The organism is Staphylococcus sp. 11511212 (genome assembly GCF_011394755.1).
In the GTDB taxonomy this organism is placed as follows: Bacteria; Bacillota; Bacilli; order Staphylococcales; family Staphylococcaceae; genus Staphylococcus; species Staphylococcus chromogenes.
The window spans coordinates 811,144-838,139 of record NZ_JAANBQ010000003.1 but is presented as its reverse complement, the minus strand read 5'-3'; the positions used below and the strand labels follow the sequence as shown (position 1 = coordinate 838,139).

At 34.8% G+C, this 26,996-nt stretch carries 33 protein-coding genes, 2 tRNA genes, 1 pseudogene and 1 riboswitch; of the genes and pseudogenes, 27 read left to right on the top strand and 9 right to left on the bottom strand.

All coding sequences use genetic code 11. The annotated features are described in order from the left end of the window. The 7 genes from G8Y84_RS05495 (at position 1) to G8Y84_RS05465 (ending at position 9,196) form a co-directional block, all read left to right on the top strand. Complete coding sequence (locus tag G8Y84_RS05495) at positions 1–1,485, top strand: UDP-N-acetylmuramoyl-L-alanyl-D-glutamate--L-lysine ligase (RefSeq protein WP_037572130.1); 1,485 nt, start codon at positions 1–3, stop codon at positions 1,483–1,485. Then, a complete protein-coding gene (locus G8Y84_RS05490) occupies positions 1,475–1,714 on the top strand; it encodes a YueH family protein (protein WP_037572127.1) in 240 nt (79 codons plus the stop codon). Before G8Y84_RS05495 ends, G8Y84_RS05490 begins: the two co-directional genes overlap by 11 nt. A 12-nt stretch (positions 1,715–1,726) precedes the next feature. Beyond that, positions 1,727–3,289 (top strand): peptide chain release factor 3, encoded by a 1,563-nt coding sequence (locus G8Y84_RS05485; protein WP_037572120.1) that lies wholly within the window; start codon positions 1,727–1,729, stop codon positions 3,287–3,289. A gap of 77 nt (positions 3,290–3,366) precedes the next feature. Beyond that, a riboswitch (yybP-ykoY riboswitch) is annotated at positions 3,367–3,493 on the top strand. Between the two features lie 76 nt (positions 3,494–3,569). Further along, a complete protein-coding gene (locus G8Y84_RS05480; RefSeq protein ID WP_165806227.1) occupies positions 3,570–4,379 on the top strand; it encodes a TerC family protein in 810 nt (269 codons plus the stop codon). Between the two features lie 153 nt (positions 4,380–4,532). Beyond that, a complete protein-coding gene (locus tag G8Y84_RS05475) occupies positions 4,533–6,146 on the top strand; it encodes a S1C family serine protease (protein ID WP_165806177.1) in 1,614 nt (537 codons plus the stop codon). A gap of 16 nt (positions 6,147–6,162) precedes the next feature. Then, entirely contained in the window at positions 6,163–7,521 is a 1,359-nt protein-coding gene (locus tag G8Y84_RS05470) for a TrkH family potassium uptake protein (RefSeq protein WP_165806176.1), read from the top strand. A 169-nt stretch (positions 7,522–7,690) separates the two neighbouring features. Continuing rightward, on the top strand, positions 7,691–9,196 hold the full coding sequence (locus G8Y84_RS05465) for a bifunctional metallophosphatase/5'-nucleotidase (RefSeq protein WP_037572110.1): 1,506 nt from the start codon (positions 7,691–7,693) through the stop codon (positions 9,194–9,196). A gap of 82 nt (positions 9,197–9,278) precedes the next feature. On the opposite strand, the gene G8Y84_RS05460 is transcribed toward G8Y84_RS05465, so the two are convergent. Both G8Y84_RS05460 and G8Y84_RS05455 read right to left on the bottom strand, forming a co-directional pair. Further along, positions 9,279–9,881, bottom strand: coding sequence for a CPBP family glutamic-type intramembrane protease (locus G8Y84_RS05460; protein WP_037572107.1), 603 nt, complete (start codon positions 9,879–9,881; stop codon positions 9,279–9,281). A gap of 6 nt (positions 9,882–9,887) precedes the next feature. Continuing rightward, positions 9,888–10,073 (bottom strand): YkvS family protein, encoded by a 186-nt coding sequence (locus G8Y84_RS05455; protein WP_037572105.1) that lies wholly within the window; start codon positions 10,071–10,073, stop codon positions 9,888–9,890. 174 nt (positions 10,074–10,247) lie between these two features. Between G8Y84_RS05455 and lplA the strand changes: the two genes are divergently transcribed. After that, complete coding sequence (gene lplA, locus G8Y84_RS05450; protein ID WP_165806175.1) at positions 10,248–11,240, top strand: lipoate--protein ligase; 993 nt, start codon at positions 10,248–10,250, stop codon at positions 11,238–11,240. A gap of 67 nt (positions 11,241–11,307) precedes the next feature. Here lplA and G8Y84_RS05445 read toward each other — a convergent pair whose 3' ends face one another. Continuing rightward, entirely contained in the window at positions 11,308–11,535 is a 228-nt protein-coding gene (locus tag G8Y84_RS05445) for an IDEAL domain-containing protein (protein WP_103159399.1), read from the bottom strand. Positions 11,536–11,760: 225 nt separating this feature from the next. Between G8Y84_RS05445 and G8Y84_RS05440 the strand changes: the two genes are divergently transcribed. From G8Y84_RS05440 to G8Y84_RS05420, 5 genes are all read left to right on the top strand, one after another. After that, on the top strand, positions 11,761–12,399 hold the full coding sequence (locus G8Y84_RS05440; protein WP_051604934.1) for a competence protein ComK: 639 nt from the start codon (positions 11,761–11,763) through the stop codon (positions 12,397–12,399). Positions 12,400–12,793: 394 nt separating this feature from the next. Then, on the top strand, positions 12,794–13,177 hold the full coding sequence (locus tag G8Y84_RS05435) for a GNAT family N-acetyltransferase (RefSeq protein ID WP_349236830.1): 384 nt from the start codon (positions 12,794–12,796) through the stop codon (positions 13,175–13,177). A gap of 225 nt (positions 13,178–13,402) precedes the next feature. Further along, on the top strand, positions 13,403–13,813 hold the full coding sequence (locus G8Y84_RS05430; RefSeq protein ID WP_037572095.1) for a YolD-like family protein: 411 nt from the start codon (positions 13,403–13,405) through the stop codon (positions 13,811–13,813). 152 nt (positions 13,814–13,965) lie between these two features. After that, positions 13,966–14,040 (top strand) — tRNA-Asn (locus G8Y84_RS05425). Positions 14,041–14,043: 3 nt separating this feature from the next. Continuing rightward, a tRNA-Ser gene (locus G8Y84_RS05420) sits at positions 14,044–14,132 on the top strand. Positions 14,133–14,184: 52 nt separating this feature from the next. On the opposite strand, the gene G8Y84_RS05415 is transcribed toward G8Y84_RS05420, so the two are convergent. The 5 genes from G8Y84_RS05415 to G8Y84_RS05395 form a co-directional block, all read right to left on the bottom strand. Further along, entirely contained in the window at positions 14,185–15,234 is a 1,050-nt protein-coding gene (locus G8Y84_RS05415) for a tyrosine-type recombinase/integrase (RefSeq protein WP_037572093.1), read from the bottom strand. 181 nt (positions 15,235–15,415) lie between these two features. Further along, positions 15,416–16,384 carry a DUF3644 domain-containing protein gene (locus G8Y84_RS05410; RefSeq protein WP_037572091.1) on the bottom strand — a complete coding sequence of 323 codons (969 nt, stop codon included), beginning with the start codon at positions 16,382–16,384 and terminating at the stop codon, positions 15,416–15,418. 265 nt (positions 16,385–16,649) lie between these two features. Continuing rightward, positions 16,650–16,826: a hypothetical protein gene (locus G8Y84_RS05405; RefSeq protein WP_157946230.1), complete on the bottom strand. Its 177-nt coding sequence runs from the start codon at positions 16,824–16,826 to the stop codon at positions 16,650–16,652. Positions 16,827–17,396: 570 nt separating this feature from the next. Then, positions 17,397–18,368 (bottom strand): HIRAN domain-containing protein, encoded by a 972-nt coding sequence (locus tag G8Y84_RS05400; protein ID WP_246864349.1) that lies wholly within the window; start codon positions 18,366–18,368, stop codon positions 17,397–17,399. Between the two features lie 12 nt (positions 18,369–18,380). Next, entirely contained in the window at positions 18,381–19,085 is a 705-nt protein-coding gene (locus G8Y84_RS05395; RefSeq protein ID WP_151367962.1) for an XRE family transcriptional regulator, read from the bottom strand. Here G8Y84_RS05395 and G8Y84_RS05390 point away from each other — a divergent pair. From G8Y84_RS05390 to G8Y84_RS05340, 11 genes and pseudogenes are all read left to right on the top strand, one after another. Continuing rightward, positions 19,048–19,223, top strand: a pseudogene (locus G8Y84_RS05390) (transcriptional regulator). The gene G8Y84_RS05395 and the pseudogene G8Y84_RS05390 sit on opposite strands and share 38 nt — an antisense overlap. Next, positions 19,220–19,489: an SA1804 family transcriptional regulator gene (locus G8Y84_RS05385; RefSeq protein ID WP_151368054.1), complete on the top strand. Its 270-nt coding sequence runs from the start codon at positions 19,220–19,222 to the stop codon at positions 19,487–19,489. The pseudogene G8Y84_RS05390 and the gene G8Y84_RS05385 overlap by 4 nt, the downstream one beginning before the upstream one ends. Positions 19,490–19,501: 12 nt before the next feature. Continuing rightward, the gene (locus G8Y84_RS05380; RefSeq protein WP_151367961.1) at positions 19,502–20,275 is read left to right on the top strand and encodes a phage antirepressor KilAC domain-containing protein; all 774 of its coding nucleotides are present in this window, start codon (positions 19,502–19,504) and stop codon (positions 20,273–20,275) included. Between the two features lie 11 nt (positions 20,276–20,286). Next, entirely contained in the window at positions 20,287–20,547 is a 261-nt protein-coding gene (locus G8Y84_RS05375; protein WP_105965179.1) for a hypothetical protein, read from the top strand. Positions 20,548–20,929: 382 nt separating this feature from the next. Next, positions 20,930–21,142 (top strand): hypothetical protein, encoded by a 213-nt coding sequence (locus G8Y84_RS05370; RefSeq protein WP_105965180.1) that lies wholly within the window; start codon positions 20,930–20,932, stop codon positions 21,140–21,142. A 251-nt stretch (positions 21,143–21,393) separates the two neighbouring features. Then, a complete protein-coding gene (locus G8Y84_RS05365; RefSeq protein ID WP_107363096.1) occupies positions 21,394–21,660 on the top strand; it encodes a DUF1108 family protein in 267 nt (88 codons plus the stop codon). Then, positions 21,657–21,875 carry a DUF2483 family protein gene (locus tag G8Y84_RS05360; protein WP_105963566.1) on the top strand — a complete coding sequence of 73 codons (219 nt, stop codon included), beginning with the start codon at positions 21,657–21,659 and terminating at the stop codon, positions 21,873–21,875. The genes G8Y84_RS05365 and G8Y84_RS05360 overlap by 4 nt, the downstream gene beginning before the upstream one ends. Further along, on the top strand, positions 21,872–22,495 hold the full coding sequence (locus G8Y84_RS05355) for an ERF family protein (protein WP_107383278.1): 624 nt from the start codon (positions 21,872–21,874) through the stop codon (positions 22,493–22,495). The genes G8Y84_RS05360 and G8Y84_RS05355 overlap by 4 nt, the downstream gene beginning before the upstream one ends. Further along, positions 22,495–22,893, top strand: coding sequence for a single-stranded DNA-binding protein (locus G8Y84_RS05350; RefSeq protein WP_105963538.1), 399 nt, complete (start codon positions 22,495–22,497; stop codon positions 22,891–22,893). Before G8Y84_RS05355 ends, G8Y84_RS05350 begins: the two co-directional genes overlap by 1 nt. Before the next feature lie 12 nt (positions 22,894–22,905). Continuing rightward, positions 22,906–23,457, top strand: coding sequence for an NUMOD4 motif-containing HNH endonuclease (locus G8Y84_RS05345; RefSeq protein ID WP_105963539.1), 552 nt, complete (start codon positions 22,906–22,908; stop codon positions 23,455–23,457). Continuing rightward, positions 23,458–24,126, top strand: coding sequence for a putative HNHc nuclease (locus G8Y84_RS05340; RefSeq protein ID WP_105963540.1), 669 nt, complete (start codon positions 23,458–23,460; stop codon positions 24,124–24,126). It begins immediately after the preceding gene. Between the two features lie 53 nt (positions 24,127–24,179). On the opposite strand, the gene G8Y84_RS05335 is transcribed toward G8Y84_RS05340, so the two are convergent. Then, entirely contained in the window at positions 24,180–24,812 is a 633-nt protein-coding gene (locus G8Y84_RS05335; RefSeq protein ID WP_037572046.1) for a hypothetical protein, read from the bottom strand. Positions 24,813–24,874: 62 nt separating this feature from the next. Here G8Y84_RS05335 and G8Y84_RS05330 point away from each other — a divergent pair, with 62 nt between their 5' ends. The 3 genes from G8Y84_RS05330 (at position 24,875) to G8Y84_RS05320 (ending at position 26,996) form a co-directional block, all read left to right on the top strand. Then, on the top strand, positions 24,875–25,618 hold the full coding sequence (locus tag G8Y84_RS05330) for a conserved phage C-terminal domain-containing protein (protein WP_165806174.1): 744 nt from the start codon (positions 24,875–24,877) through the stop codon (positions 25,616–25,618). Continuing rightward, positions 25,619–26,404 (top strand): ATP-binding protein, encoded by a 786-nt coding sequence (locus tag G8Y84_RS05325; protein ID WP_105963542.1) that lies wholly within the window; start codon positions 25,619–25,621, stop codon positions 26,402–26,404. A gap of 178 nt (positions 26,405–26,582) precedes the next feature. After that, positions 26,583–26,996: a RusA family crossover junction endodeoxyribonuclease gene (locus G8Y84_RS05320; RefSeq protein WP_423156892.1), complete on the top strand. Its 414-nt coding sequence runs from the start codon at positions 26,583–26,585 to the stop codon at positions 26,994–26,996.

The following is a 26,996-nucleotide window of genomic DNA, read 5'->3' as shown; positions in this document are numbered from 1 at the left end:
GTGAATGCGCATCAACTATTTGAAAAAATTTTAATCAAAAATGTCATCGGAACATTGGATAGAGAAATTACAGACATTACGACTGATTCAAGAACGGCTAAAGTCGGAAGTATTTTCATAGCCTCTGAAGGTTATACTGTAGATAGTCACCTATTTGCGCAACAAGTGGTTGACGCAGGATGTCGACTCGTTGTTGTTAATCGTTCGCTTAAGCTAACCGGCGACGTAACGCAAGTTGTGGTCCCTGACACGTTACGCGTTGCGAGTCACCTTGCGCATCGCCTATATCACTATCCTAGTCAACAATTAACAACGATTGGCGTAACAGGAACAAATGGTAAAACTTCCATTGCGACAATGATTCATCATATCTATCGCAAATTGGGTAAGGGAAGTGCCTATCTTGGAACAAACGGGTTCCAAATTAATGAAAAAATTACAAAAGGGGCAAATACGACGCCTGAAACGGTCTCATTAACGAAAAAAATTCACGAGGCTGTAGAAGCAGGCGCAGAGGCGATGACACTTGAAGTCTCCTCTCACGGTTTATCACTAGGACGGTTAAGTGGTGTGACATTTGATGTCGCTATTTTTTCTAATCTTACACAAGATCATTTGGATTTTCATGGCACTATGGAAGCATACGGGCACGCGAAATCACTTTTATTTAGTCAACTCGGTGAAGATTTGTCAAAAGATAAATACGCTATCGTTAATAATGATGATGATTTTTCAAAATATCTACATAGTGTAACGCCTTATGAAATACTCACTTATGGTATTGAAAACGAGGCACAATTTAAAGCTGAAAATATTAAAGAATCTCTACAAGGTGTCACATTTGATTTTGTAACGCCATTTGGAACTTACCCTGTGACCTCTCCTTACGTGGGGCGTTTTAATATTGCTAATCTAATGGCAGCGATGTTAGGGGTATGGGTCAACGGTTATGATTTAGCCACAGTGACAAAAATTGTGAGAGATCTAGAACCAGTAGAAGGACGATTAGAAGTGCTCGACCCTGATTTACCTATTGACTTAATCATTGACTATGCCCATACGGCTGACGGAATGACTAAATTAATTGACGCCGTCGAACCATTTGTGAAGCAAAAATTGATTTTCCTTGTAGGTATGGCAGGGGAACGAGATCTAACTAAAACGCCTGAAATGGGACGTGTGGCTTCTCGTGCGGATTATGTCATTTTCACGCCTGACAATCCTGCAAATGATGACCCTAAAATGTTAACTGCCGAACTTGCTAAAGGAGCGACACATTCTAACTATGTGGAGTTTACGGATAGAGCTGAAGGGATACGCCATGCCATTGAAGTTGCGGAACCTGGAGATACGGTCGTGCTTGCATCCAAAGGACGAGAACCTTATCAAATTATGCCAGGTCACGTCAAAGTTCCGCATCGTGATGATTTAATCGGTCTAGAAGCGGCTTATGAAAAATTTGGAGGTGGACCTGTTGAAAATTAGAGAAAGCCATAGCGAAGACTATTCAGCAAAGGTTTATATCTACCAAAATAAGAAAGAAGATTACTTTATCGTTTCTATCCCTGACTTGAATTGGTCTATCTTAATAGATGATACGTTATATGGGGAAAGTTTAACTGAACATTTATTTATGCATTTATTTAATGTTATCGATGAAGATGAAGCACAAAGACTTGCATTACGTATTACACATTGGTTACAAGAAGTATAAAGGAGAGCATACATGAGTATTAAAGATGAAATTCAATCCCGCAAAACGTTTGCAATCATATCGCATCCGGATGCCGGAAAAACCACTTTAACTGAAAAGTTATTATATTTTAGTGGTGCCATTCGTGAGGCCGGTACGGTAAAAGGGAAAAAAACTGGAAAATTTGCTACAAGTGACTGGATGAAAGTTGAACAAGAGCGTGGAATTTCTGTGACAAGTTCTGTTATGCAATTTGATTACGACCATTTTAAAATTAATATTTTAGATACACCAGGACATGAAGACTTCTCTGAAGATACGTATAGAACGTTAATGGCTGTCGATAGTGCGGTCATGGTGATTGACTGTGCTAAGGGGATTGAGCCCCAAACGTTAAAACTTTTTAAAGTATGTAAAATGCGAGGTATTCCTATTTTTACATTTATCAATAAGTTAGACCGTGTGGGTAAAGATCCTTTTGATTTATTAGACGAAATCGAATCTACACTAGGTATTGAAACTTATCCTATGAATTGGCCAATCGGTATGGGACAAAATTTCTTTGGGATCATCGACCGAAAAGAACGTACGATTGAGCCATTCAGAGATGAAGAAAATGTACTGCATATTAATGAAGCATACGAATTAGAAGAAACGCACGACATTGCCAATGACAGCGTGTTCCAACAAGCAATTGAAGAGTTAATGTTAGTAGATGAAGCAGGAGAAGCTTTTGATACTGATGCCCTCATGAAAGGGGACTTAACGCCTGTTTTTTTCGGCTCTGCCTTGGCGAATTTTGGCGTTCAAAATTTCTTAAACGCCTATGTTGACCATGCACCGATGCCCCATGCGCGTCAAACGGAAGAAGATATAGATGTCAGCCCATTTGATGACCAGTTCTCAGGTTTTATTTTTAAGATTCAGGCGAACATGGATCCACGCCATCGTGACCGTATTGCGTTTATGCGTGTCGTTAGTGGAGCATTTGAACGTGGCATGGACGTCAAACTGCAGCGGACGCAAAAGAAACAAAAGATTACGCGTTCAACGACATTCATGGCTGATGATAAAGAGACGGTGAATCATGCCGTAGCAGGAGATATTATCGGCCTGTATGATACAGGAAACTATCAAATTGGTGATACTTTAGTTGGGGGTACGCAAAAGTTTAATTTTAAAGCTTTACCGCAGTTTACACCGGAAATTTTTATGAAAGTGTCGGCCAAAAATGTGATGAAACAAAAGCACTTCAATAAAGGAATTGAACAATTAGTACAAGAAGGAGCCATTCAGTACTATAAATCGCCACATACGAACCAAGTCATTTTAGGGGCTGTCGGTCAATTACAATTTGAAGTGTTCGAACATCGTATGAAAAATGAATACAATGTCGATGTTGTGATGGAGCCTGTTGGTAAGAAAATCGCGCGTTGGATTCATAATGAAGAGGCAATTCAAGAAAAAATGAATACAAGTCGTTCTATTTTAGTAAACGACCGTTACGATAATAAAGTATTTCTTTTTGAAAATGAATTTGCGACACGCTGGTTCGAAGAAAAGTTTCCTGAAATCGAACTTTACAGCTTGTTGTAAGTCGATTTGAAAAATAACATGATGAGGGTGTTTTTTTCTTATGGAATTGGGTATAATAATCTCATCATAATTAAATACCTATGACGTTTTTGTCAGAGGGGAGTAACTTGTTTAACGTGTAGACGTTAAAAGCGCTTTGTCGTCATTACGAAGAGATATCTTCCGGTGAAGCGGGCAATGTAAATGCTAAGTGAGACCTTTGCTATATATTTAGCATGGGTCTCTTTAATTATGCCAATAAGCGTGAAAGTTTCGCGTAAGGGATTAAAAAACTGGAGGGATTATATTGGATCCAACGTTACTGTTAACCTATGGATGGGTCGTTTTAGTACTTGTCTTTTTAGAAGGTTTGCTTGCTGCAGATAATGCGGTCGTTATGGCCGTGATGGTCAAACATTTACCGCCAAAGCAACGTAAAAAGGCATTGTTTTATGGATTACTAGGAGCATTTGTATTTCGTTTTATTGCTTTATTCTTAATTAGTATTTTAGTCAACTTCTGGTGGATTCAAGCATTAGGAGCGATTTATCTTATCTACATGTCAATTAAAAATCTGTACGAATTCTTTAAAAAGAAAAAGCACGGAGAAGAAACGCCTGAAAATGATGACCATCATTTCGACGAATCAGGTGTAGAAAAAGAAGTAAGCGCCAAAGAATTTTGGGGTACGGTGGCGAAAGTTGAATTTGCGGATATCGCTTTTGCTATAGACTCAATGCTTGCGGCACTTGCAATCGCAGTCACATTACCTAAAGTGGGTATTCACTTTGGGGGCATGGACGCCGGTCAATTTGGTGTCATGTTCTTAGGTGGATTAATTGGTGTTATTTTAATGCGTTTTGCAGCAACGATTTTTGTTGAACTTTTAAATAAATACCCAGGTTTAGAAGCTGCAGCATTTGCAATTGTTGGATGGGTCGGTATTAAATTGGTCGTGTTAGTATTAGCACACGACGATATCGGTATAATTCCACATGACTTCCCACACTCTGCAACATGGCAAATCATCTTCTGGGCAGTGATGATAGGGCTTGTCATTGTGGGCTGGTTAACGTCAGTAGCCAAAAATAAAAAACATTCACATAAATAGGCTCATCTTAAAATACTAAAAGGAGTGGTAGCGCAATTTTATATATGCGAAACCGCTCCTTATCTTTTTTATTTTAGAGTGGATTATTAAAGAAATTTGAAGAACAATATGGCATAATAATAGAGAAGCACATAATTAAGGAGGGCGTGAAGATTGGATCAAGATAAAAAACATGTCATTCCGCGACACAAATATAAACGTAAAAGACGTGAATTTTTCCATAATGAGGAACGCGAAGCAAGAATAAAGGCCGAAGAAGAGGCGTCTAAACGAAAAGCTGAGCGAGAGAAAGCACAAGTTCAAAACAATAAAGAACGTGTTAAAGATAATTTGAGAAAAGCTCGGATTGAAAAAATTACCCATGAAGATAAATCGAACGGAACGCCTAAAACAGAGGCAGACAAATCTTCAAAGTCTGAAGCGTCATCTCAAAAAACTGAAGTTGTACAAAATCATTTATATAAGCAACAAGCTGAGGAAATTAAAAAAAGTGCCACAACGCAACAAAAAAATCATCCTACTACAGAAACAGAGTCAAATATGCATGAGGACGCACAACCTTTAGCGGAACATGAAAAACATCGTTATACATCGAAGAAAGATTGGACTGAAAAATTGTCTGCCTTTATCTCTAAAGAATGGGCAAAAATTTTGATTGTTTTAGCTGCGCTCTTAATATTAATCCTTTTATATGCGATTTTTACTAATGTGAACCATAGTGATGATAATGTGCGTAATGCGCTCGAACATCAACAAAATGAACAAGGGACACATAAAAAAATTACTAAAACGATGGAACATGCGAATGCAGCACTGAATTCCGTTGTGGCTGTAGAAAGTCAGTCTCAAGCAACTCCTGAGAATGTTCAAGATGTCAAAAATCAGTCGCAACAAGAAAATGAAACTGGTTCTGGTGTCGTCTACAAAAAAGTAGACGACACTCTTTATATATTGACCAATGCGCATGTCATCGGGACGACTAAACAGCAAATATTGACTTACTTAACTGATAAAAAAGTCACGGCGACAGTGGTAGGAACGGATAAATGGTCTGATATTGCCGTATTAAAAGTTCCAGCAAAAGAAGCGAAACAACTTCAACCATTACATATTGGAGATTCTAGTAAATTAGTACTCGGCGAGCCTATTATTGTTATGGGGAATCCTTTAGGCCTAGATTTTTATAATTCTGTGGGTGAAGGTATTGTTTCTGGATTAGATCGGAATGTACCCGTAGATATTGATAAAGATAATCAATATGATATGCTATTACATGCTTTTCAAGTCGATGCACCTATCAATCCTGGTGATTCAGGTGGTGCCATTATCGATCAAAAAGGAGATTTAATAGGCATCGCTTCATTAAAAATTAGCATGCCGAATGTTGAGGGTATGGCGTTTGGGATACCGATTAATGATGCCTTGAAAATTGCTAAAAAATTAGAAAAAGAGGGTAAAATTGACTATCCTAATTCTTTAATAGGGATGCAAAACGTTGTGGAATTGAGTGAAAATGAGCGAGAGGCGTTAAAAATTCCAGACGATAGAAAAGAAGGTGTCGTCGTAAGACAAATTGAAAGTAATAGTCCAGCTAAAAATTCGGGATTACAAAAAGGTGATATTATTATAGAATTAAATAGACAACCTATAAAAGATACACTTTCTTATAGGCAGCAACTCTTTAAACATAGTGATACATCTCAAGAAGTGAAACTTAAAGTATTGCGTCAAGGTCACACGGAAAACATTGCATTTAAATTGAAATAATGTGGAGTGAACAATCTTGTCGATAGTAAATCAACTCTTTAGAAAAGCAAGCCCACAACAGGGGATTGTTTTATATTATCTTGTTGCGATTGTTGTCGCATTTTTATTATTGAATCTACCAGGGGTCCATAAACCTGGAGTAAAAGTCGCACCTATTGATACGCTTTTTGTAGCCGTATCAGGTGTGAGTGTCACGGGATTGACCCCAGTCAATATTTCAGAAACCTACTCCACTTTTGGTTATTTTGTCATTTTGCTAATATTAAATATTGGTGGAATCGGCGTCATGGCTATCGGTACATTGCTGTGGGTCGTTTTAGGCAAACATATCGGGATTCGTGAACGTCAACTGATTATGCTAGATAATAATAGGGAATCCATGAGTGGTACTGTAAAATTAATCCTCGACATTGTGAAAGCCATTTTATTAATTGAGGCAGTAGGGGCTATCCTGTTATCTTTTTATTTCTTTCGTGAATTGCATAATGTCAAAGAAGCGATTATTCAAGGCATTTTTGTCTCCGTTTCAGCGACGACGAATGGGGGCTTGGACATTACAGGAGAGTCGTTAATTCCGTATGCCTCTGACTATTTTGTCCAGACCATTATCATTTTTTTAATTATTTTAGGGTCGATTGGTTTTCCGGTTTTATTAGAAGTCAAAGCATACATTAAAAATAGAATTCCTAATTTTAGGTTTACACTCTTCACTAAAATTACGACGGTGACCTATTTAGCCATTTTAGTTGTGGGTGTTGTTGGAATATTATTGATTGAAAGTCATGGTGTTTTAAGAGATCATTCATGGCATGAATCTTTCTTCTATGCATTATTCCAATCAGCAACCACGCGAAGTGCAGGGTTACAAACCATCGATGTCTCTCAATTTTCTGATGCTACGAACTTGTTTTTAGGCGCATTGATGTTTATTGGGTCTTCACCAAGTTCAGTCGGTGGTGGAATCCGTACGACGACATTTGCGATTCTTATTTTGTTTTTAATCAATTATAAACCGAACGCGGAAAAATCGAATGTCAAAGTCTTTAATCGAGAAATACATACCCAAGATATTCAACGTTCTTTTGCAGTATTTATTATTGCTATTTTCCTTACATTTATAGGTATGTTTATTATGTTACTTGCAGAAGGTCGCGCATTTAATATTATTCATATTTACTTTGAAATTATGTCTGCTTTTGGAACATGTGGCTTATCCACAGGGGTTACTAGTCAGCTGAGTGGCATTTCTAAAGTCGTTCTCATGATCTTAATGTTTATTGGACGTGTCGGCTTAATTTCATTTATTATCATGTTTAGTGGAAATCGTGAGCCGGTCAAATTTCACTATCCAAAAGAACGCATTCAAATTGGATAGATTGATAACACGATATACCGAATATGTTAAGCAGTAGAGAAGCCATATTGATGGCCTCTTTACTGCTTTTTTAAAGGAAATGAATAAAGGGACGGCTAGTTTTACAAAATCTCATGTTATTGAGGAGTATGATAAAATAGAAGCAAATGTATAAAAAGGGGTACTGTTTATGCGCCAACATGAGGAAATTTGTCTTCATATTTTAGCGACATCTGACATTCATAGTCATATCTTAAACGGAGAAGAAGGAGCGCAACTCTATCGTGCAGGAACATACGTATCTGAAATTCGTTCGCGTGAAGAACATGTTTTATTGCTAGATAATGGAGGAAGCTTAGCCGGTAGTATTGTCGCGTTTTACTATGCAATAATTGCCCCACATAAACGTCACCCGATGATTAAACTGATGAATGCGCTCGATTATGATGCCAGTGGGGTCAGTGCCGATGAATTTAAATTTGGTTTAGATTTTCTTAACCGTTCAGTCGCATTATCACGTTTTCCATGGTTATCTGCCAATATTGAATATGCGATGACGCATGAGCCTTATTTTTCAACGCCGTATATTATTCATAAAATAGAAGACTTACGTATTGCTATCATCGGATTAACTTCAGAGTCATTAGTCAAAAATGAAAATATCGAAATGGAAAAAGATATTGCAATTGAGCGTGCGACGATTTCAGCAAAGCGATGGATTCGATATATCTATGAAGCTGAAGCCCCAGATTTTTTAATTGTGCTCTATCATGGAGGCGTTTCTACCTCACAACGCAATGAAAAAGCGAATACGGATGCCTATGCAAATGAGATTCTTAGTAATATTGGTATAGTCGATTTGTTTATTACTGGCCATCAACGCACAACAACATTAGAGCATGAAGATGGTACTTTATTTGTACGTGCAGGCCAAAACGGAGAACATCTCGTGCATGTTGAAGTGACATTTCGACGTCGTCAGTCCTCCTACGAAACACTTGCAATTCAGCCAAAAATTGTGTCATTAAGTGCATACGAAGAACATGAAGCATTATTAGAAATGACAAAGTATGACCGTCAAGCGGTGCAAAAATGGCAAAATGAAATAATAGAGGGCGTTCACGTAGATACGCGTTTCTCAGATTTTCAATCATTACTGGTTGAGGCGCACCCCTTCATTCAATTATTACATGAGAGTATGACGCTACACTGTGATCACACGATAAGCTGTGTGCATATCCCTATTCCTACATCTCATGGCTTTAAGACGCCTGTTCAACATAAAGATGTCTATGAGGTTTATCCGCATCCAGATTACTTAATTGATTTAACGCTAAAAGGACATATTATTAAAACGTTGATAGAAAAAAGTGTTGCATATATTCAAGTCAATGAAGGACATCTTGAGCTTTCCCAAATTGATCCGACCCATTTCCTATTTTGGAAGGGGTTTGAGTATACAGTCGATTTGTCGAAACCTGTACATCAGCGTGTGACGCAAATGACTTTGCGGCCTGATTATACGTATCGTGTCATTATGACAGATTATTGTTATCGTCATTACAGACAATATTTAGAAAACGCGCCAATACATGAAGTTTCCAAAGTGTCGATGACAGAATGTTTAATAGAACGTTTAACCCAAAAAGATGCTATTCAGTCCTCTTCGCAAAATATGACACTTATTGGATATTAATAAAAAAAGAGGCTAGTACATCTCTTATGGATGATGTGCTAGCCTCTTATGCTACAATTCAAATTTAATATTTGTTACGCCTTTACCCATGAAAAATAAGTAAAACGACGACCGCTACAATCTGTGCTACTGTTGTTGTTACGATTCGGCGTGTATAGGCATAACTGAATCCTAAAATCAGTTGACATATAAAAATGAAAAATACAATCCACCAACGATCAAGGTAAATAAAGAAAGAGCTAGATAAAAGGGCACTAACAACAATTCCTACCCAAGGTTGGTGTGTAATCTGAGTGAGCTCTTTTTGTAAGATTGTGCGCATATACAACTCATGACAAGGCATCACACAGAGTAAAGTAATCAACATTTGCCATTTAAAATAGACGCCTGTTCGAGATAGTTGCTTAATAAGTGAAGTATAAGTTAAGTCTGAGGTGATAAAAGCAAAAATAACTTGAACGAGTACCAACGCAATACCAGTACCTAGACCGATTGCAATAGATGTGAGTAAGCGTTTGGATGCAATATCGCGTTGATAAAATACGTAACTAATACCCGCAATGAGCATAATACCAGTATAAAGTTGCCAATACACATTATATTCACCCCACATGATGAGTAAAATAATGTGAAAGACAATAAAACTTAAAATAAACCATAGTAGCGGTTTGTTTAATTTCTTCATAGTATATTAACCTTCTTGTTCAACAATCTTATATCGTTTATGATTAATGACTGTTTTTTCTGGTAAATCAAGTGAAGCAAAATTGTCCATGATTGTGAGATCTACAATCACAGAATTATCATTAATTTTTTCAACTTTACCTCTAATACCATCGTAAAATTCTACAATATCTCCAACTTCAGCTATCGTCATACTTACGCCCCCTTAAAATTTAACTAGCATATATTGTACTAAAATTTACAATTTAAATAAACTATTTGCATTAATTTTAATCTTTTTGTCATCATTAAGTGTAAACAGTGGCAATTTCTCTTTATATGGGGCAATATTTAATTGAATCAACCTTATTAAAAGGAGAGAAGCAATATGAAATTTATTAGTAATAATAATTTGACTGATCCCACTTTGAATTTAGCGATGGAAGAGTATGTATTGAATACTGTTCCTATGGATAAAGATGACAGCTATTTTTTATTTTATATCAATCGTCCTTCGATTATCGTTGGGAAAAACCAAAACACGATTGAAGAAGTTCATCAACCGTACATTGAAGCAAATAATATAGATGTGGTCCGCCGTATTTCTGGTGGAGGCGCGGTATATCACGATTTTGGTAATTTAAATTTTAGTTTTATTTCAAAAGATGATGGCCAGAGTTTTCATAACTTCAAAAAATTTACACAACCTATTGTCGACGCTTTAAATAAAATGGGCGTGGACGCTGCGTTAACGGGGCGTAATGATATTCAAGTCGGTGAAGCTAAAATATCAGGGAATGCGATGGTTAAAGTAAAAGATCGTATGTTTAGTCATGGAACATTAATGTTAAATAGCGAGTTAGATGAAGTTCAAAATGCGTTACGTGTGAACCCTGCTAAAATTCAATCTAAAGGGGTGAAGTCTGTACGAAAACGTGTGGCAAACATTCAAGAGTTTCTTGAAGAACCTATAGATATTGAGACATTTAAAAATATCATTTTAAAACAATTATTTGGTGATCAAGAGGTAGAAGAATATGTGTTAACCGACGAAGATTGGGCCAACATTGAAAAATTGAGTAATGAAAAATATCGTACGTGGGATTGGAACTATGGAAAGAATCCAAAATACAACTTTGAAAGAGAACACAAATTTGAAAAAGGGTTTGTTCAAATTAAGTTAGATGTTAAAAAAGGACGTATTGCACATGCTAAAATATTTGGCGACTTTTTTGGTGAAGGCGATGTAACAGAACTTGAATATGCACTTGAAGGTGTATTACATCAAAAGCAAGCAATTCAAGAAGCATTAGAATCATATGATTTCTATTATTATTTTGGAGATATTGCAAAAGAAGACATTATTAATTTAATGGTATAAAAAAATAACAGGTCGATGCATTGGTAATGTTCAATGTTTCGACCTGTTTTAATGGGAATGACTGGAACTATCCGAGTGTTTCAATTTCATGTTCCTCCAATTGTAAAAATTCTTCTGTATAGGCTTTGAATTGGGCTTCATTCTTATTACATAAAGCTTCATCAATTAATTGTTTTAACTTCTGTTTACGCTGAATTTTCAGAGCATCTTCAATGACCATTTCAACAGCGAGTTGATGAATCATACGCATGGCATCAGTAGTATCGTGTGTTTGTATTTCTATTTTGTGTTTCATGATAAATCACTCCTTATATGTTGTTAGAATAGTTAAATAAAAGTATATCGAAAGAAGGAGATAAATGCAATGAATATTCAGAATTTTTTTAAAATGGATTACGTCGCTCCTACGAGTTGTAAAATTAAATTTAAAAAATATCAAATATAGGTTGACACTCTTGAAATTATGAATATAATAAAGGTATAAAGAGATATAAAAAATAATAAGAAAAGGAGGGATTCTATGACAGAATACCCTAATGCAAAAAAATATATCCTTATGAAAGGAGACATGCTTCTTCGCCCAATAGATGGTCCAAATGGCTTCAATGAGAGCACAGAAATTTTCCGCTATGATGCACCACCTATTATCGTTCACGAACCTCCGATTGAGATCATTGAGAACAGTTGTAAATGCTATGGTGAACCCTACCGCTTAAGAAAGGATCAAACGCAACGTATTTCAGATCTCAAAAGTAAACTTCCAATTAATATTACTCCGTTATTCCCGTCATTTTATTTTCCATCACATTCTGATAGAACTTCCGACAATTCATGGATTAATATGCATTTTGTTGAGCAAATAATAAAATTAAAAGGTGCACGTACAAAAGTCATTTTTGCGAACCGTCAGTCTGTTATTATTAATGCGTCAGAACATACAATCAGAACACAGTTTCGAAATTGTATTACTTTTTCTTATTTGCTTGATCGTAGAGCGAAAGTGCTTACGATGAACCCTGAAAAACCTATAGACTATAATCATGACAATTTTAATATTTTTGAGACGCTCTCAAGATATGCTGTTTTAGAGAAAAAGCGAGCTAAATTTGAACCAGCTCCGGATGCTTCAAAACCATTTCCAAATCTTCCAGAATTATAGAAGTTCCTTTTAATTGCTTCGTTTAATTTCTACGATTTAAACCATTTAAAGTGATACTCATGTTCAGTTAATACATTGATTTAAGTTTAGAAACTCAGTTGCAAGAATAACTTTTATTTTTCGTCATATTACTTTCTAGAGTAGTTATCAATATCTCAAAGTAAAAGACTTTGTTATAAGAACTTGTATGAAATGTTTTTATGTATTTGAGAAACTTCACGTGTCAGTCGTCTAGAAAACATTAATTACGGTAGATTTAAAAACATATCAGCTTGAAAATGACTTGAAAGCTATTTGTATCAATATTGGAATTTTTACTTGTTATACACTTATGCTTCTAGACTGTATGATACGCTAGAAGTATAAGTGTTCTTTTTGAGGAGTTGATTGAAGCATGTTTGAACGATTAAAATCTATGATGGAAGCCCCCATGAATCTTTTATTGCTCGCAGACCCTTCTGTTAAACGCGTGTATCGATATTTGGAAGAGGGCGTGTGTATGTTATACAAAGAAAAAGGTGAGGTTATCGGGTGTTATGTATTGATGAAGCGGGATAATGCTCGCATTGAATTGATGAATATTGCTGTGTGTGAGCAACACCAAGGCAAAGGGATCGGAAAATGCTTATTAAATCATGCCATCAATTATGCATCACAACACCAGTATCAAGATATTATTGTAGGCACTGGAAATTCAAGTCTTAATCAAATCGCATTTTATCAAAAAGCAGGTTTTAGGTTAGTTGACATTACATTTGATTTTTTTCGTTCAAGATAATGAGCCTTTAATTTATGAAAATGGCATTTGGTGTCGAGACATGTTGCGCTTTGTAAAAAAATTATAGATGGGATTTCATGCTTTTTAGAATGCGGATAAATAGATAAGAGTGGTGTGGCTAAAAGTCAGCAGTTCCTTTAATGAATTTTTGACAAGGACAGACAATTTAATTTGGCACTTCACAAAAACGAACATATGTTCTATAATATGTTTGAGGTGATAAAAATGATGGATCGTACACTTCCTCCAGAATATCAAGCAGAAACGGATTATCGTAAAATACCAAGACAATATTTGAATACGCGCATTCCAATGGGACGCGGAATTGTGAAATGGGCACCATTTGCGACGCTACCTGAACAATTTGAAAGAATTCAACAATTTGAGGCGAATCAACTGAAAATTGATCGTCCAGATTTAAGTGAAGATCAAATGATTGAAATCAATCATATGTTACACTTTAAAATATCTAAAAATGAAGTTGCGAAAATAAGCTATTGGCGCTCAGGTCATATTCACACGATAGAAGGGTATATTGCATCCATCAACACGTTAAACAATGAGCTCGTCATTACCAATGAACGTCAAAAGGATTATCTCACTATTGCTTTGAACGAACTTTATGCGATAGAGTAGGTGCGAATAATCATTTTATTGCGTAAAATGTAAAGTTGGCGGAATTCTGAAAGGGATAGTGTAAATATTCCGTTAACTTTTTTAATTTTAAGGCTTGATTTCTTCAAGTGAATTGATATAATAGTATCTGTGCTTACAAAAAATATTATTTATCCACAGTAGCTCAGTGGTAGAGCTATCGGCTGTTAACCGATCGGTCGTAGGTTCGAGTCCTACCTGTGGAGCCATAAGGAAACGTACTCAAGTTGGCTGAAGAGGCGCCCCTGCTAAGGGTGTAGGTCGCGAGAGCGGCGCGAGGGTTCGAATCCCTCCGTTTCCGTACTAAACCCTTGATATGAAAGGGTTTCGGAGTAGCAAGTGTCAAATATGTGTCAAGAGAATAATTCTCTGACACGTTGACCTTGCTCTTTTTTATGTTCATCAAGTAAATGTGAATAAGTGTCAAGGGTGATTGAAATGTTGTAATGACCTAAACGCTTGCTTATATATTCGATTGGTATGCCTTTTGAAAGTAAATAAGATGTATGTGTATGTCGTAGGGCATAAGGTGTGATTGAATTGTCATTTAAACCAATATGTTCTTTAGCGTGGTTAAATGTTTTGGCTACCGCGTTATGACTAATTTTAAATAATTTACCATCAATTCTACGTGGCAATTTCGATAATTTACTTTTGATATGTTTAACATCCTTTGTAGTAACTTCCACAAATCTATCTGCATTAGCTGTTTTAGTGCCTCTTAGATGAATAATCCCATCTTTTTCGTTTAAATCTATTTCAGTCATATTTATAACGTCACTAAACCTTGCACCAGTTATAGCTAAGATATATAAGAATATATAACTCATTTCGTCTCTAGATTTAAAATACTCAATCATGTCTAAATACTGTTTAATAGTCATAAATTTAGCATCTTCTTTTTTTGCTTGTTTCGTTCCTTTTACATCTACGTTATAAGTAGGGTCTTTTTTTAGATAACCGTCGTACAATGCATCTTTTATACAACGGGATAAACAACCATGTACTTTACGTACTGTTTCATCTGCACGATCATGACCGTACTTATTTAAAAACTTTTGGTATTCAGAACGTGTAATGTTCTTAATAAGCATATCTTCACCAAAGTGTTCACTAAACAAACTAATCGCTCTTTCGTACCAATAAAACTGGCGTTTAGATAAATTACGTTTGTTTTTAATTTCTATCCAATCCCAATAGTAATCAGTAAACTTCTTATTATCTTCTAAATTAAATCCATTCTCCAACTCATTAATCAATTGTTGAGCAGCATTCGTTGCCTCTGCTTTAGTTTTAAATCCTGACTTACGTTTTTTACCCGACTTAAAAGAGGGGTGTTTTACATCATATTGCCATGATGTTGATGTTTTATTCTTTCGTTTTGTCACTGTAAATGACGCCATATTTATCAACTCCTCAAAAAAGTAAAAAATAATAAGGTACGTGGGGGTACCCAGAAATTATATTCTTGAATTGTTGTTTATAATGTCATATAATGTATTTAAGATAACTCGAGAAGGATTAACGCTGGGTCCCAAAATGGGGTAGGTGCTTTATGCACTGAGCATTCCTATGTGCCTGGGGTTATCTTTTTTTATTTCTCAAACTATCCACAAATTTTGTTGGATTCTTTTTTATTTCACTAATAATAAACTCAATAAATTGTTGAGAATATGTAAAAGATTCTTGTTTTCCTATTGTATGCTTGTATGCATACTTTTCTTCATTTTTAACATCATAAAAATCAATTATTAAATTTAATACATATTGATTGAACCCTTTAGAATATGATAGATTTATATTCTTCTTTTTAAGCCTCTCGTTCACTGCTGTTATTACATTGTTAAATGAATATTTATGTGTATCGGACGGATCTTTATATTCTTTTATAAAGTCAACTTTATTATCCGCATCTTTGTGAACAGCTACCATAAAATCGGCATCTTCTGACTTCTTCGTAATGTACAGATTTTGTTTGATGCCAATCGAAAACTTATCAGAATTATATTCTTTACTTAACACGTCTATTTCATTGGATTCTTTAATTAATTTTTCTGCAATTTCAGGTGGATACTTCAATTTTATTTGTTCGTTAGATAACGGTTCATAACTAGCAGAAATCGTTAAAAAGTTTTGAGAAATGTTCTCTGAAACATCTTTGCTATGGAATTTCATGGTTTCATTAATATAATTCATAACGCACGCTTGAAATAATGGAGCGTATTTAATCTCGTATTCTTGAGTTATAAAGTGAGTGCTTATATTTCTTAAATCCACAATTTTCTCTAAATTTAATCTTATGCGAGTATTGTAATCAGGATAAACTAATTTAATGGCATTAGATAAACTAATTGTTCTATCAGGATTATCTTCATAATAAATATTTTCTCCACGATTCAATAGTTCTGCTTTTAACATTAACTCCCATGCATTACATATAAAGAATGAAAAACCTTCAATCCTATATTTAATTGTGGGTTTGTTGTATATTTCTAAACCTAAGATAAATGACTCAATACTTTTATCAACTAATTGTTTACTTAAATTTTCCATCCCTCAACCCTCATTCCTTGTAATATAAAAATAAAATTGCTAGAATATAAACAGTTCTTCTCATTTGAGATGAATTAAATAGTCGTTCTAGTTCGTTCTGTACACCGCTTCTATGTAGATAGGGGCGGTGGTTTTTTGATGTTTATTTCAATTCAAAATCTCTACTCATATGTTTTAAATGAGTGTGAATGTTAAAATTCCTAATAAGCCAATTATCAACATAAGAATAGCTATAAGAGTGTAAAAACTGTTATCACTGTTGTTATTATTCACATAAGTCGTCTCCTTTTTTACCTAAAAGAAACTTCATAAATTCTTCTTTTGTCATATTACTTAAGGTATCTTCAGTTATTTTTTCTGTAACATAGGGAAAGCTGTTTATTCTTTTTAATATTTCAATTAAACTCCATCCTGTTTCATCTAAGATCTCTTTAATATCCAACTTTTAAAATCTCCTTTAAAACATTAAAATAAGATTAGTAAAATAGGTAAAATTAGAAAAATAAGCACTATGGCTATAAAAGATAAATCCTCTACCATATGATTATCATTTAGTTTTTTCAATATAAACATCTCCCTTGAAAAATAAAATTAATATTGTTAGACTAATAATAGTTCACCTATTAATAGTGATCTAAATAGATATTTGTATTTGTTGGCCGCTCCTTTCCCCAATTAGGAGCGGTGTTTTTATCATTTCCTTAACATAATAGAGTTTGTTATAATAAGTTTAGAAGTTGAAAACACTTCTGCGAGGACTTTATACCTTTTTCAAATATTTTTTCCGCCGTCTGATTTTTTATATGTTATCAGGTGGCGGTTTTTGCTTTCCGAAATTGATTTAATTAATCCTTCTCACCTCAAACACCCTCAACGGCTCAAACGTGATAGTCATAATGGGTGTAATAAAGAAGGGTAGGCGGGCTACCCTAAATTTATTCGAAACTTGAAACTATAAGACTACGCACATTACCGTCATCAGATAGTGATAAAGTGACGTAATAATCGTTTTTTATTTATAGTAAGATATTTCCAACTTTAAACCATAATTCTTTTCTTTTGTTACTATTCTTTCTTCAATATAATCAAATTCTTTATATTTCCCACCATAAATATAAGCGGTACAAGATACTATATTATCGAAATAATCGTTTAAATATTTGGCGTTTTCACTAGGAACATACCCAACATTAAAACTACCATAATCGTTAGACACCATAACTTTTATAGCATTTGAATCGTACATGTTATTTGGTTCTTTTTCTAAATAAATCCCAGGGACTTTTTCATAATTATCTATTTCAAATATTACCCCTCCAAATTCAAGCTCATCTAACAATTCCTTCCCTCTTAAATCCTCATATAAGAAAAAGAATTCTTCATTCTTTTTCATAGAATTTATCATTTTTTTCAGCTTTTTGTGTCTGTTTTCATAATTCAAACCAACTACGATGAACGAATCTTGAACAATATTATCAGTTGTTTCGGCCTCATCGTTTATTAAATCGTATTTTTCTAAATTATTCGGTTTTATAGAAGCGATATCATGGTGTGTCAGTTGAAATTCTGATTCTTTATGTAATTGTAAGTCTTCCAATTCTTTTTCCTTAGAGTTTAACAAATCTTCTTGTACTTTTAACGCCATTTTGTGTTCATTAATTGCTTGAGATAAAACTTCTATAGCTATAACAGATTCAACATTAGTGAATTTAAATGTTAAGTTCTTAGATGAATTATCATAATTTAAGTAGATATTATTTGTTATAAATGTTTTTTTAGTAGAAATAGAGTTTATATCAGACCATGGAATTACATATATAAAATTCTTTTTTTCACATACAAAAGCTATCTCTTTGAAAGAAGATATAATTGAACCGTTGTATTCTGTTCCTTGATAATTTGTTGATCCAGTTGTTTCTATAATGATTCTGAAATCAGGAAATTTATTTAAAAGTGAATCTTTATCCCTTTGTTTAGCTTTCATAATTAATTCCTCCTACAGTATAACTTTTCCTGCTACTTTAATATCGTGACTATTATCAAAATTTAAGTCAGGATATTTTGAGTTCAACGAAACCAAACGTATACCTTTGTCACTGATGAACACTTTTTTTAAATAAGCCTCACCATCAATAACAAAGATGCCGATTTGACCACTATTTATTTGCTTTGTTTTATCGATAAAGATAATCTCTTTATCTTCGAACATGGGCTCCATAGAATCGCCGTTGACCTGCAATGCAAAATCGTGGTTAGGTATGTGTCCGTTGTACTGCGTCGTAAATTCCACACCATCTATTAGTGTTTCTCCAGTACCTGCCGAAGCATAGCCGTATACAGCAACTTCTTCGGATATTATATTGTGTGAATTTATATGTAAGACTTTGTTATTTTGTTCATTTAATTGCTCGTTAGCAAAGTCTAGTACGCGTTTTTGACGGGGAGGTGTGAGTTGATTGTACACAGTTGTGATGTCGTTGTTGTCTTTGTATGTAGTGTCTATGTCGCTTTTGCCAACACCAAAAACGTCAGCTATTCTTTGTATAACTCCATGTGATGGGTTTGAACGCAGATTTAAATAATCACTTAAAGTGGAAGGTTTTATGTTAATTAATTCAGCAAGTTTCTTTTGAGACATGTTTGAATCTTTTAAGAACCTTCTAATATTTTTGGCAATGATCATATTTCTTTCTTTGTTCATTTTACTTACCTCCTTTTTTTCTTATTATACGAAATTTTCATATCATAGTAAAGAAATTTACGAAAAAAACGTATTTTATGTTGACAGTACGAAAATTTCGTATTATATTAGTATTACCGAAAGGCGGTGACAACATGAAAACATTAAAAGAGTTGAGAACTGATTACGGATTAACTCAAGAAGAGTTAGGAGATTTATTTAGTGTCTCCTCACGTACAATTCAAAATATGGAAAAAGATTCCACCAATATTAAGGACAGCTTACTTTCCAAATATATGAGCGCTTTTAATGTTAAATACGATGATATTTTTTTAGGCAACGAATACGAAAATTTCGTATTTATGAACAACAAAAAACAATCAATCATTTTAGCATTTAAAGAAAAAGAAAAAGTCACGAACTAAGGAGGATAAAAGATGCAACTATTACAAGAAATCAAAATCGAAAACAATTCAGAATTAGGAGCAGTAGTCTCTAGTCGAGTAGTAGCTAATGAATTAGGTAGACAACACAAACATGTATTAGAAGGAGTTGATGAGGTTGCTAAAAATAGTACAGCCGACATTTCGGCTCTATTCATTCCAAATCAATATAAAGCTAAAAACGGAAAGAAAAATAGAGAATATCTATTAACCAAAGATGGCTTCACTCTATACATGTTCAACATTCAAGGTCATAACGAGTTCAAAATGGCGTACATCAACAAATTTAACGAAATGGAAAGACAAATTAAACAGCCTACCGCAAGTTACATGATAGATGACCCAGTTAAACGCGCTGAACTTTGGATTGAAGAACAGAAAGAAAAACAGGCATTACAACTTGAAAACAACATGCAAAAACAAAAGATTGCCGAATACGAACCGAAAGCATCTTATTTAGACACTATTTTAAATAACAAGAGTTTAGTAACAGTCGGACAAATCGCAAAAGATTATGGTATGTCGGCTCAAGCACTAAATAAGTTATTACACGATTTAAGGGTTCAGTATAAACAATCAGGACAATGGTTACTTTATTCAAATCTACACGACAAAGGTTACACACATTCTTCTACAACGGAGATTGAACATAAAGACGGTAGCACATCGGTTCGTATGAACACTAAGTGGACGCAAAAAGGTAGATTGTTCATTTACGACTTACTAAAAGACAACGACATCCTACCCACAATCGAACAACCAACATAAAGGAGGACATTTTGAACGAAGAACATAAAAAGGAATTAATGTCGATAATAAATGACAAAAATTATCACTTAACAAAAGCAAAATTATTATTTCTCGCTTTAAGAAGAGGGAACGCAGATTACAATCGTTCAGTCGGCTATTTAATTAAGGCTTTAAATGAAAATAACCGACCGAAAGAAGATTTTAAGACACAATCGATATTACCAACGCTGTTATCGATACTAGCAACGATAATGTCGATAGTAGCAGTGGTATTGCAAATTTTAAATTAAAGTTTTCGAAGAATTCTCTACCTTCATCAGAGATATAGACGTAATCGGCATGAATAGGAAAATAGCCCTCAAAATCCACAATTTTTTGATAGATGTAATTTTTGTTTAATAAACGATCAATAGCTTTATTATCCTTGTGTTTTAACCGGCCTTTAAGGTAAAGCGAAAACAAGTAGCAGTACATTTTTAAACTCACACTTTCCACCTCCTTTCATAAGGAGATAAGAAAAGTATAGCACAACTAAATATATTCAACGCCCACATTGAGCAGATGTGAGCGAGAGCTGGCGATGATATGAGCGGCGCTAAAAATACATTCAATAGTCATTGCGATGACCGTCTGTTGAATGTGGGTGTTGAATAAGTAAAGGAGGAACACAAAATGGAATTCATCGGCTTTGCAGATGCAAAGGAATTTATCAAGGTTTCGGGGATTTCTCGAAATGATCTCGAGAAACACGTTTATAGCAACAAAGAATTTCAACAAGAATGCATGTACCGCTTTGGGAAAGGCAACAAACGATACATCGAAGTGAAACCTGCATTGAGATTCATTAGAGAGAATATTTTAAAAAAGGAGACGGATTTATGGTAGACAAAATGATTGCTTTAATCCTAGCAATGGTGACCACATTCGTCATTACTACTGTATTCGCATTCGAAGCATACTTCACAACAACAGTTTTTGTATCAATAAGTAGTGTAGTTACTAGTTACTACGTAGCTAAATATGTTATCAACACATTAAAAAAGACTGAATGCTAGTAGCAGCTAGCAAACAGTCGGGAGTCGGAGTTTTTACACCATATTCCGATTCCATTCTACCAAAAATGGAGGAAAACGCAAATGTATTACGAAATTGGACAAGAATTTTCTAAAACAATCACGATAGATGGATTTAAATTTTACATGTACGTGGCCAAGACAGAATTCGGCGTAGACGTAACAATTCAAGATCGTGACGATAATACTGTAAGTGAAATCACAATCTATGATGTATCTGGTATGGAAAGTGCCATTGATATTTTAATGTATGAAACACGTGTATGGATTGCTGAAAATATTGATAGCTATGACCGCATAATGAGTAGACTGTTGGGAGGGTTTCAATGAGTAAAGTAGTTACTTACTTCTATAAACACAAAGATTTAGACATTTATGTAACGAACCGTCCAACAGAAGCTAACCCTAACATCAAGTACTCAACAGATAAACGTGATGCACGTAAATTCGATGGAATGGAAAATGTGCTAATCGATACAGCAACACATGATGTTTATAAACACACACACACTGAAACTGATGAAATTGAAAGGGTGGAATTATGAACAAATCTGAATCAGTTGTTGAAATTAACAAAGCTATGGTTGCTTTTCGAAAAGAAGTTAAACAGCCACTCAAAGATAAAAATAATCCTTTCTTCAAATCAAAATATGTACCTCTTGAGAACGTTGTAGAAGCTATTGACGAGGCTGCAACACTTCATGGCTTGTCTTATACACAATGGGCATTAAACGACGGTGAGGGGCGTGTAGGAGTCGCTACAATGCTCATGCATGAAAGTGGCGAATACATTGAATACGACCCCGTTTTTATGAATGCAGAAAAGAATACGCCACAAGGTGCAGGGTCATTAATTAGTTACCTTAAACGTTACTCATTATCTGCAATATTCGGCATCACAAGTGATCAAGATGATGACGGTAATGCAGCAAGTGGAAAGCAAAGTAAATCAGAGCCTAAAGCAAGTAGTAAGACTGTAGGTTCATTAAAGCAAGAAGTGCTTAACTTTGTAGAACTAATGAAGTCACTAAATAAAGATGTAACACAACAACAAGCAGAAAAGACATTTGGCATTCAAAACTACACTGCTATGACTGAACGACAAGCAGTAAACACAATAAACAAAATTCAAACTATGGCGAAAAAATATAAGGAGAATGAATAATGGCAAATTCAGTAATCTTAACAGGACGTATTACTAAAGACTTAGAACTTAAATCAGCAGGACAAACACAAGTGACTAACTTCTCAATGGCGGTAGATAATCCGTTCAAAAGAGATGATGCATCATTTTTTGACATCGTGGCTTTTGGCAAGACGGCAGAGTTACTTAACAACTACTGCGGTAAAGGTAGCAAGATTTTAATCGAAGGCAACCTAAAACAAGACCGATTCCAAGATAAACAAGGCAATAACCGTTCTGCAGTGCGTGTCATTGCTAACCGAGTTGAGTTTTTAGATAGCAAAGGACAATCAAACAACCAGCCTAAACAGCAGCAAGGGCAAGCGCAGGATAATCCCTTTGATAACAGTGACTTTGATGACTCGTCACTCCCGTTTTGATGAGGTGTGTATATGAAAGAAATTTGGAAAGATGTTGTAGGTTATGAAGGTTTGTATGAAGTCAGCAACAAAGGTGGAGTGAGAACTCATAAATATAAAACTACTTATACAAAAAAACATGGCGTAAGGCATTGGAAACAACGTTATTTAAAAAACAAAACACCTAATGGTCGAGATGTAAGAGTAGCACTATGGAAAGATGGTAAACCAAAAGATTTTTTAGTTCACAGATTAGTGGCGTTTGCCTTTATACCAATGATTGAGGGCAAAAATTGCATTAACCATATTGACGGCAACCCCAAAAATAACAATGTAGATAATCTTGAGTGGTGTAACCACTCGGAAAATAATCGACACGCTTTAGAAAATGGACTTATAGATACACAAAAAGCAGTGTCTTTAACACAACTAGATACTGGCATAAAGTTAGAGTTTAAGAGTATGGCGAAAGCAGATAAATGGCTTGATAGATCAATTGGATATACAAGTTACAGACTTCAAAAGAATTATACAACTGTAGTAGCTAGAGATAATACAATTTATAAAATCGAGAAGTTGATATAGATGCCTTTAATCACTAGCTACATCACTCAAGATGACGGCACAACAACTGTCGTTATCTCGGGTGTTGAATTAGGCGATAAGGAAACGCTACTACTAGACAACGGATTCGATGTAGAAGTTGACGTAAATGTCGTAGATCCGTTTCAAATCACTGGCAAACAGCGTCGTAAGATATTCGCTTTAGTCAAAGATATAGAAGAACATACGGGCCAACCTATGGACTATATGAGGCATATGTTTATCGAATATGTAAGAACCTACTACGGATATGACAATCCGATATCACTTAGTAATTGCACTCGAACACAAGCTTCACAAATCATCGACATCATATTGGATTGGGTGTTTGAAAATGGAATACCCCTCAGCTACAAAACAAGTGAATTATTAAAAGGGGATAAATCAAAACTCTACTGGTCAACAGTAAATAGAAACTGCGTTATATGCGGTAAACCTCATTCAGATTTAGCACATAGGTATGCAGTAGGACGAGGGCGTGACAGAACTAAGATAAATCATTACGGCAATCAAGTATTAGCTTTATGCCGCGACCACCACACAGAGCAGCACAACATAGGCATGGACAGCTTTAACGACAAGTACCATTTACATGACAGTTGGGTTGATGTGGATGAGCGACTTAATAAAATGTTGAAAGTAAAGAAATAGCACTCCTAATTTCATCTTGGCGGAGAAACTTAGGAGTACTAAAACTATAAAAATCACTCATCGTTTGAAAGTTTCTTGGCTAAAATATCCAAAAGTATAAACACGGACATAAGTAACGCGATAACGGATGTAGAGAAGAAGTAATCAACATACTCATTACTTGAAGTCTTAACTAATACATGACCACCAAGAGCGTAAGCTGAACTTTTAGATAATCCTTTAACAAAATTTATAAAAGGAGTGACGAAATCATGTTCGAAAGAATTATCGAATACTTCATAGCCGTTAGTTTCATCTGTTGTATTTACTGGTTGGGCAAATTTGAAGGGTTTAGGCAAGGTGTTAATCCTGTAACTCTTAATAAGAGTTTGTCTGATCCTGTTATTAACCTTCAAAATTTCATCTCTAGGAAATTGTGTAGATTTTATAAAATCGTTAAGAATTTCATCCGAAAATAAGCGATTTCGAAACTGTTGAAATGTTAGATTTATTTGAATATTCAACTTAAACACGGATGAGTTGTTAAAAATAAAAGGCTTTATAACAGGTCTTGTTTGTTGAAAGACGTTGTTAAAGGTTGTACGAATTTCAAGTGAAGGCTTAAGCGCCATATTAGTTGTTTGTTTTAGATTTGCAGATGTTTGAGTAAGCACTCCTCTTACATCTTTCAATGGATCGATATACATTTTATCACCCCCAATCTGATGCAAAAGCATTCAGAAAAATTATACCAGAAAGGAGAATGTAAATGACTGACCAACCAAGTTACTACTCAATCATTACAGCAAACGTAAGATATGATAACCGACTTACAGACAGTGAAAAGTTATTATTCGCTGAAATCACATCGTTAAGCAATAAATACGGTTACTGCACAGCAAGCAACGGTTACTTTGCGAAATTATATGAAGTTACGAAAGTTACAGTATCACGCCGGATAGCTAATTTAAAAGAATGCGGATATTTACAAGTTGAAATCATTAGAGAAGGTAATGAAATTAAACAAAGAAAAATGTACCCCTTAACAGAAATGATAAGACCTATTAACACAAATGATAATACCCCTATTAACAATTCTGTTAATACCCCTATTATCACAAATGTTAAAGAGAATAATACAAGTAATAATAATACAAGTAATAATAATACAAGTATTAATAATATAAATAGAATAGATACATTGTCGGGTAACCCGACATCATATCCTTACAGTGATGTAATTGACTATCTTAACGAAAGAACTGGAAAGCAATATAAATCTACTACTAAAAAGAATCAAACGGTTATACGTGCTAGATCAGATGAAGGATTTAACCTAGACGACTTTAAAAAGGTCATAGATAACAAAGTAGCCGAATGGAAAGGTACGGATATGGAGAAGTACTTACGTCCTGAAACGTTATTTGGCACTAAGTTTGAAGGTTACCTCAACCAACAACAATCAAATGCAGCAGATGAGGATTGGAGAAAGCAATATGAAGGGGTGTTTTAGATGAACCCTTTTGAAAAGTTAGTTAACAAAGCAGGCTTCAGGAATAAAGTCGTAAAACAAGAAATGGGTCTACATTGTGATAAATGCGGTAGGGATTATGACTATTACGAATTTGATAACGGTCAAGTGATTAAAGACGGTTGTGATTGTGACATGATTGCACTTGCCAAACAAAAGACAGAGGATTTTAAAAAAAAGCAACAACGGAATAAGGCGAATGCCATATTCAATAAATCGATTATTAACGATGATCTAGCAGACGCAACATTCGACAATTATATACCAACTAGCCAGTCTTTAGAAAAAGCTAAAGCATTGCTAGAGCGATACGCTACCAACTTTAAGTTAGATAATAAGCAATCGATTCTTTTATACGGTAGCTACGGTACAGGTAAAAGTCATTTATCTATGGCAACTATCAAGCGGGTTAGAGAAAAAGGCTTTTCAGTTTTATACATGAACGTGCCGCAACTCATTACTACTTATAAAAGTACGTATAACAAGAATGCGACGCTAACCGAAAGAGAATTAGACCAAATCATCGATGATGTAGATTTACTTGTACTAGATGATTACGGTACAGCATTAAGTAACTTCGGGATTCAAAAAATGTTCGAAGTAATGGAATCACGCACAGGCAAGCACAACATCATTACTACCAATAACAGTAGTAAAGAATTAATACAAAATAAGGATCTAGCCAAGATATTTAGTCGCATGATGAAGAATACAACACCGATAAACATGAATGGCGAAGATTACAGAATGAGAGGTATTAACTTTTGATTGATAAACAATACATCATTAGACACCTCCATTGTTCAGAGGTATACGCAAATAAGCTCATAGAAAGTGCGCAGGGTAACGAAGAATACTTGTACGACCTATTTATCCAAAAGTATTCAGAACGCAAGAGACGTATGGCTATGACGCTATATGAGGTGGATTAATGAAAGAAACTCGAATAGAAATATTCTACGCAGATGAAAAGAATTTAGATAAACCCATGGGGTCGCCTAGACCCCGATTTAGAAGAACTGGAAGTTTTGTACAAACTTACATGCCAACAACATATTCGCATCACAAAAAGTTTATAGCGGAACAAATGCCAAATCTTCAAAGTGAGAATCAGTTAAAGCTAACTATTGAATTCTACTTTCCGCCACTTAAAAGTTGGTCGAAAAAATTACTATCTACGATGTTAGGAAGTTACAAGAGAACTAAACCTGACTTAGATAATTTACTTAAAACAGTATTAGACGCAGGCAATGAAAAGTTGTGGAAAGACGATAATCAAATAGTTGAAATCAGAACATTCAAAAAATATGCAGAAACTGCACGCACAGTATTAATAATTAATGAAATAGAAGGTGATTAA

Excerpts from the sequence above, each read along its gene's own strand:
- G8Y84_RS05485 (WP_037572120.1), top strand. The coding sequence starts at position 1,727 with ATGAGTATTAAAGATGAAATTCAATCCCGCAAAACGTTTGCAATCATA.
- G8Y84_RS05465 (WP_037572110.1), top strand. The coding sequence starts at position 7,691 with ATGCGCCAACATGAGGAAATTTGTCTTCATATTTTAGCGACATCTGAC.
- G8Y84_RS05460 (WP_037572107.1), bottom strand. The coding sequence starts at position 9,881 with ATGAAGAAATTAAACAAACCGCTACTATGGTTTATTTTAAGTTTTATT.
- G8Y84_RS05455 (WP_037572105.1), bottom strand. The coding sequence starts at position 10,073 with ATGACGATAGCTGAAGTTGGAGATATTGTAGAATTTTACGATGGTATT.
- lplA (WP_165806175.1), top strand. The coding sequence starts at position 10,248 with ATGAAATTTATTAGTAATAATAATTTGACTGATCCCACTTTGAATTTA.
- G8Y84_RS05445 (WP_103159399.1), bottom strand. The coding sequence starts at position 11,535 with ATGAAACACAAAATAGAAATACAAACACACGATACTACTGATGCCATG.
- G8Y84_RS05440 (WP_051604934.1), top strand. The coding sequence starts at position 11,761 with ATGACAGAATACCCTAATGCAAAAAAATATATCCTTATGAAAGGAGAC.
- G8Y84_RS05435 (WP_349236830.1), top strand. The coding sequence starts at position 12,794 with ATGTTTGAACGATTAAAATCTATGATGGAAGCCCCCATGAATCTTTTA.
- G8Y84_RS05430 (WP_037572095.1), top strand. The coding sequence starts at position 13,403 with ATGATGGATCGTACACTTCCTCCAGAATATCAAGCAGAAACGGATTAT.
- G8Y84_RS05415 (WP_037572093.1), bottom strand. The coding sequence starts at position 15,234 with ATGGCGTCATTTACAGTGACAAAACGAAAGAATAAAACATCAACATCA.
- G8Y84_RS05410 (WP_037572091.1), bottom strand. The coding sequence starts at position 16,384 with ATGGAAAATTTAAGTAAACAATTAGTTGATAAAAGTATTGAGTCATTT.
- G8Y84_RS05400 (WP_246864349.1), bottom strand. The coding sequence starts at position 18,368 with ATGAAAGCTAAACAAAGGGATAAAGATTCACTTTTAAATAAATTTCCT.
- G8Y84_RS05395 (WP_151367962.1), bottom strand. The coding sequence starts at position 19,085 with ATGAACAAAGAAAGAAATATGATCATTGCCAAAAATATTAGAAGGTTC.
- G8Y84_RS05385 (WP_151368054.1), top strand. The coding sequence starts at position 19,220 with ATGAAAACATTAAAAGAGTTGAGAACTGATTACGGATTAACTCAAGAA.
- G8Y84_RS05380 (WP_151367961.1), top strand. The coding sequence starts at position 19,502 with ATGCAACTATTACAAGAAATCAAAATCGAAAACAATTCAGAATTAGGA.
- G8Y84_RS05370 (WP_105965180.1), top strand. The coding sequence starts at position 20,930 with ATGGAATTCATCGGCTTTGCAGATGCAAAGGAATTTATCAAGGTTTCG.
- G8Y84_RS05365 (WP_107363096.1), top strand. The coding sequence starts at position 21,394 with ATGTATTACGAAATTGGACAAGAATTTTCTAAAACAATCACGATAGAT.
- G8Y84_RS05360 (WP_105963566.1), top strand. The coding sequence starts at position 21,657 with ATGAGTAAAGTAGTTACTTACTTCTATAAACACAAAGATTTAGACATT.
- G8Y84_RS05355 (WP_107383278.1), top strand. The coding sequence starts at position 21,872 with ATGAACAAATCTGAATCAGTTGTTGAAATTAACAAAGCTATGGTTGCT.
- G8Y84_RS05350 (WP_105963538.1), top strand. The coding sequence starts at position 22,495 with ATGGCAAATTCAGTAATCTTAACAGGACGTATTACTAAAGACTTAGAA.
- G8Y84_RS05345 (WP_105963539.1), top strand. The coding sequence starts at position 22,906 with ATGAAAGAAATTTGGAAAGATGTTGTAGGTTATGAAGGTTTGTATGAA.
- G8Y84_RS05340 (WP_105963540.1), top strand. The coding sequence starts at position 23,458 with ATGCCTTTAATCACTAGCTACATCACTCAAGATGACGGCACAACAACT.
- G8Y84_RS05335 (WP_037572046.1), bottom strand. The coding sequence starts at position 24,812 with ATGTATATCGATCCATTGAAAGATGTAAGAGGAGTGCTTACTCAAACA.
- G8Y84_RS05330 (WP_165806174.1), top strand. The coding sequence starts at position 24,875 with ATGACTGACCAACCAAGTTACTACTCAATCATTACAGCAAACGTAAGA.
- G8Y84_RS05325 (WP_105963542.1), top strand. The coding sequence starts at position 25,619 with ATGAACCCTTTTGAAAAGTTAGTTAACAAAGCAGGCTTCAGGAATAAA.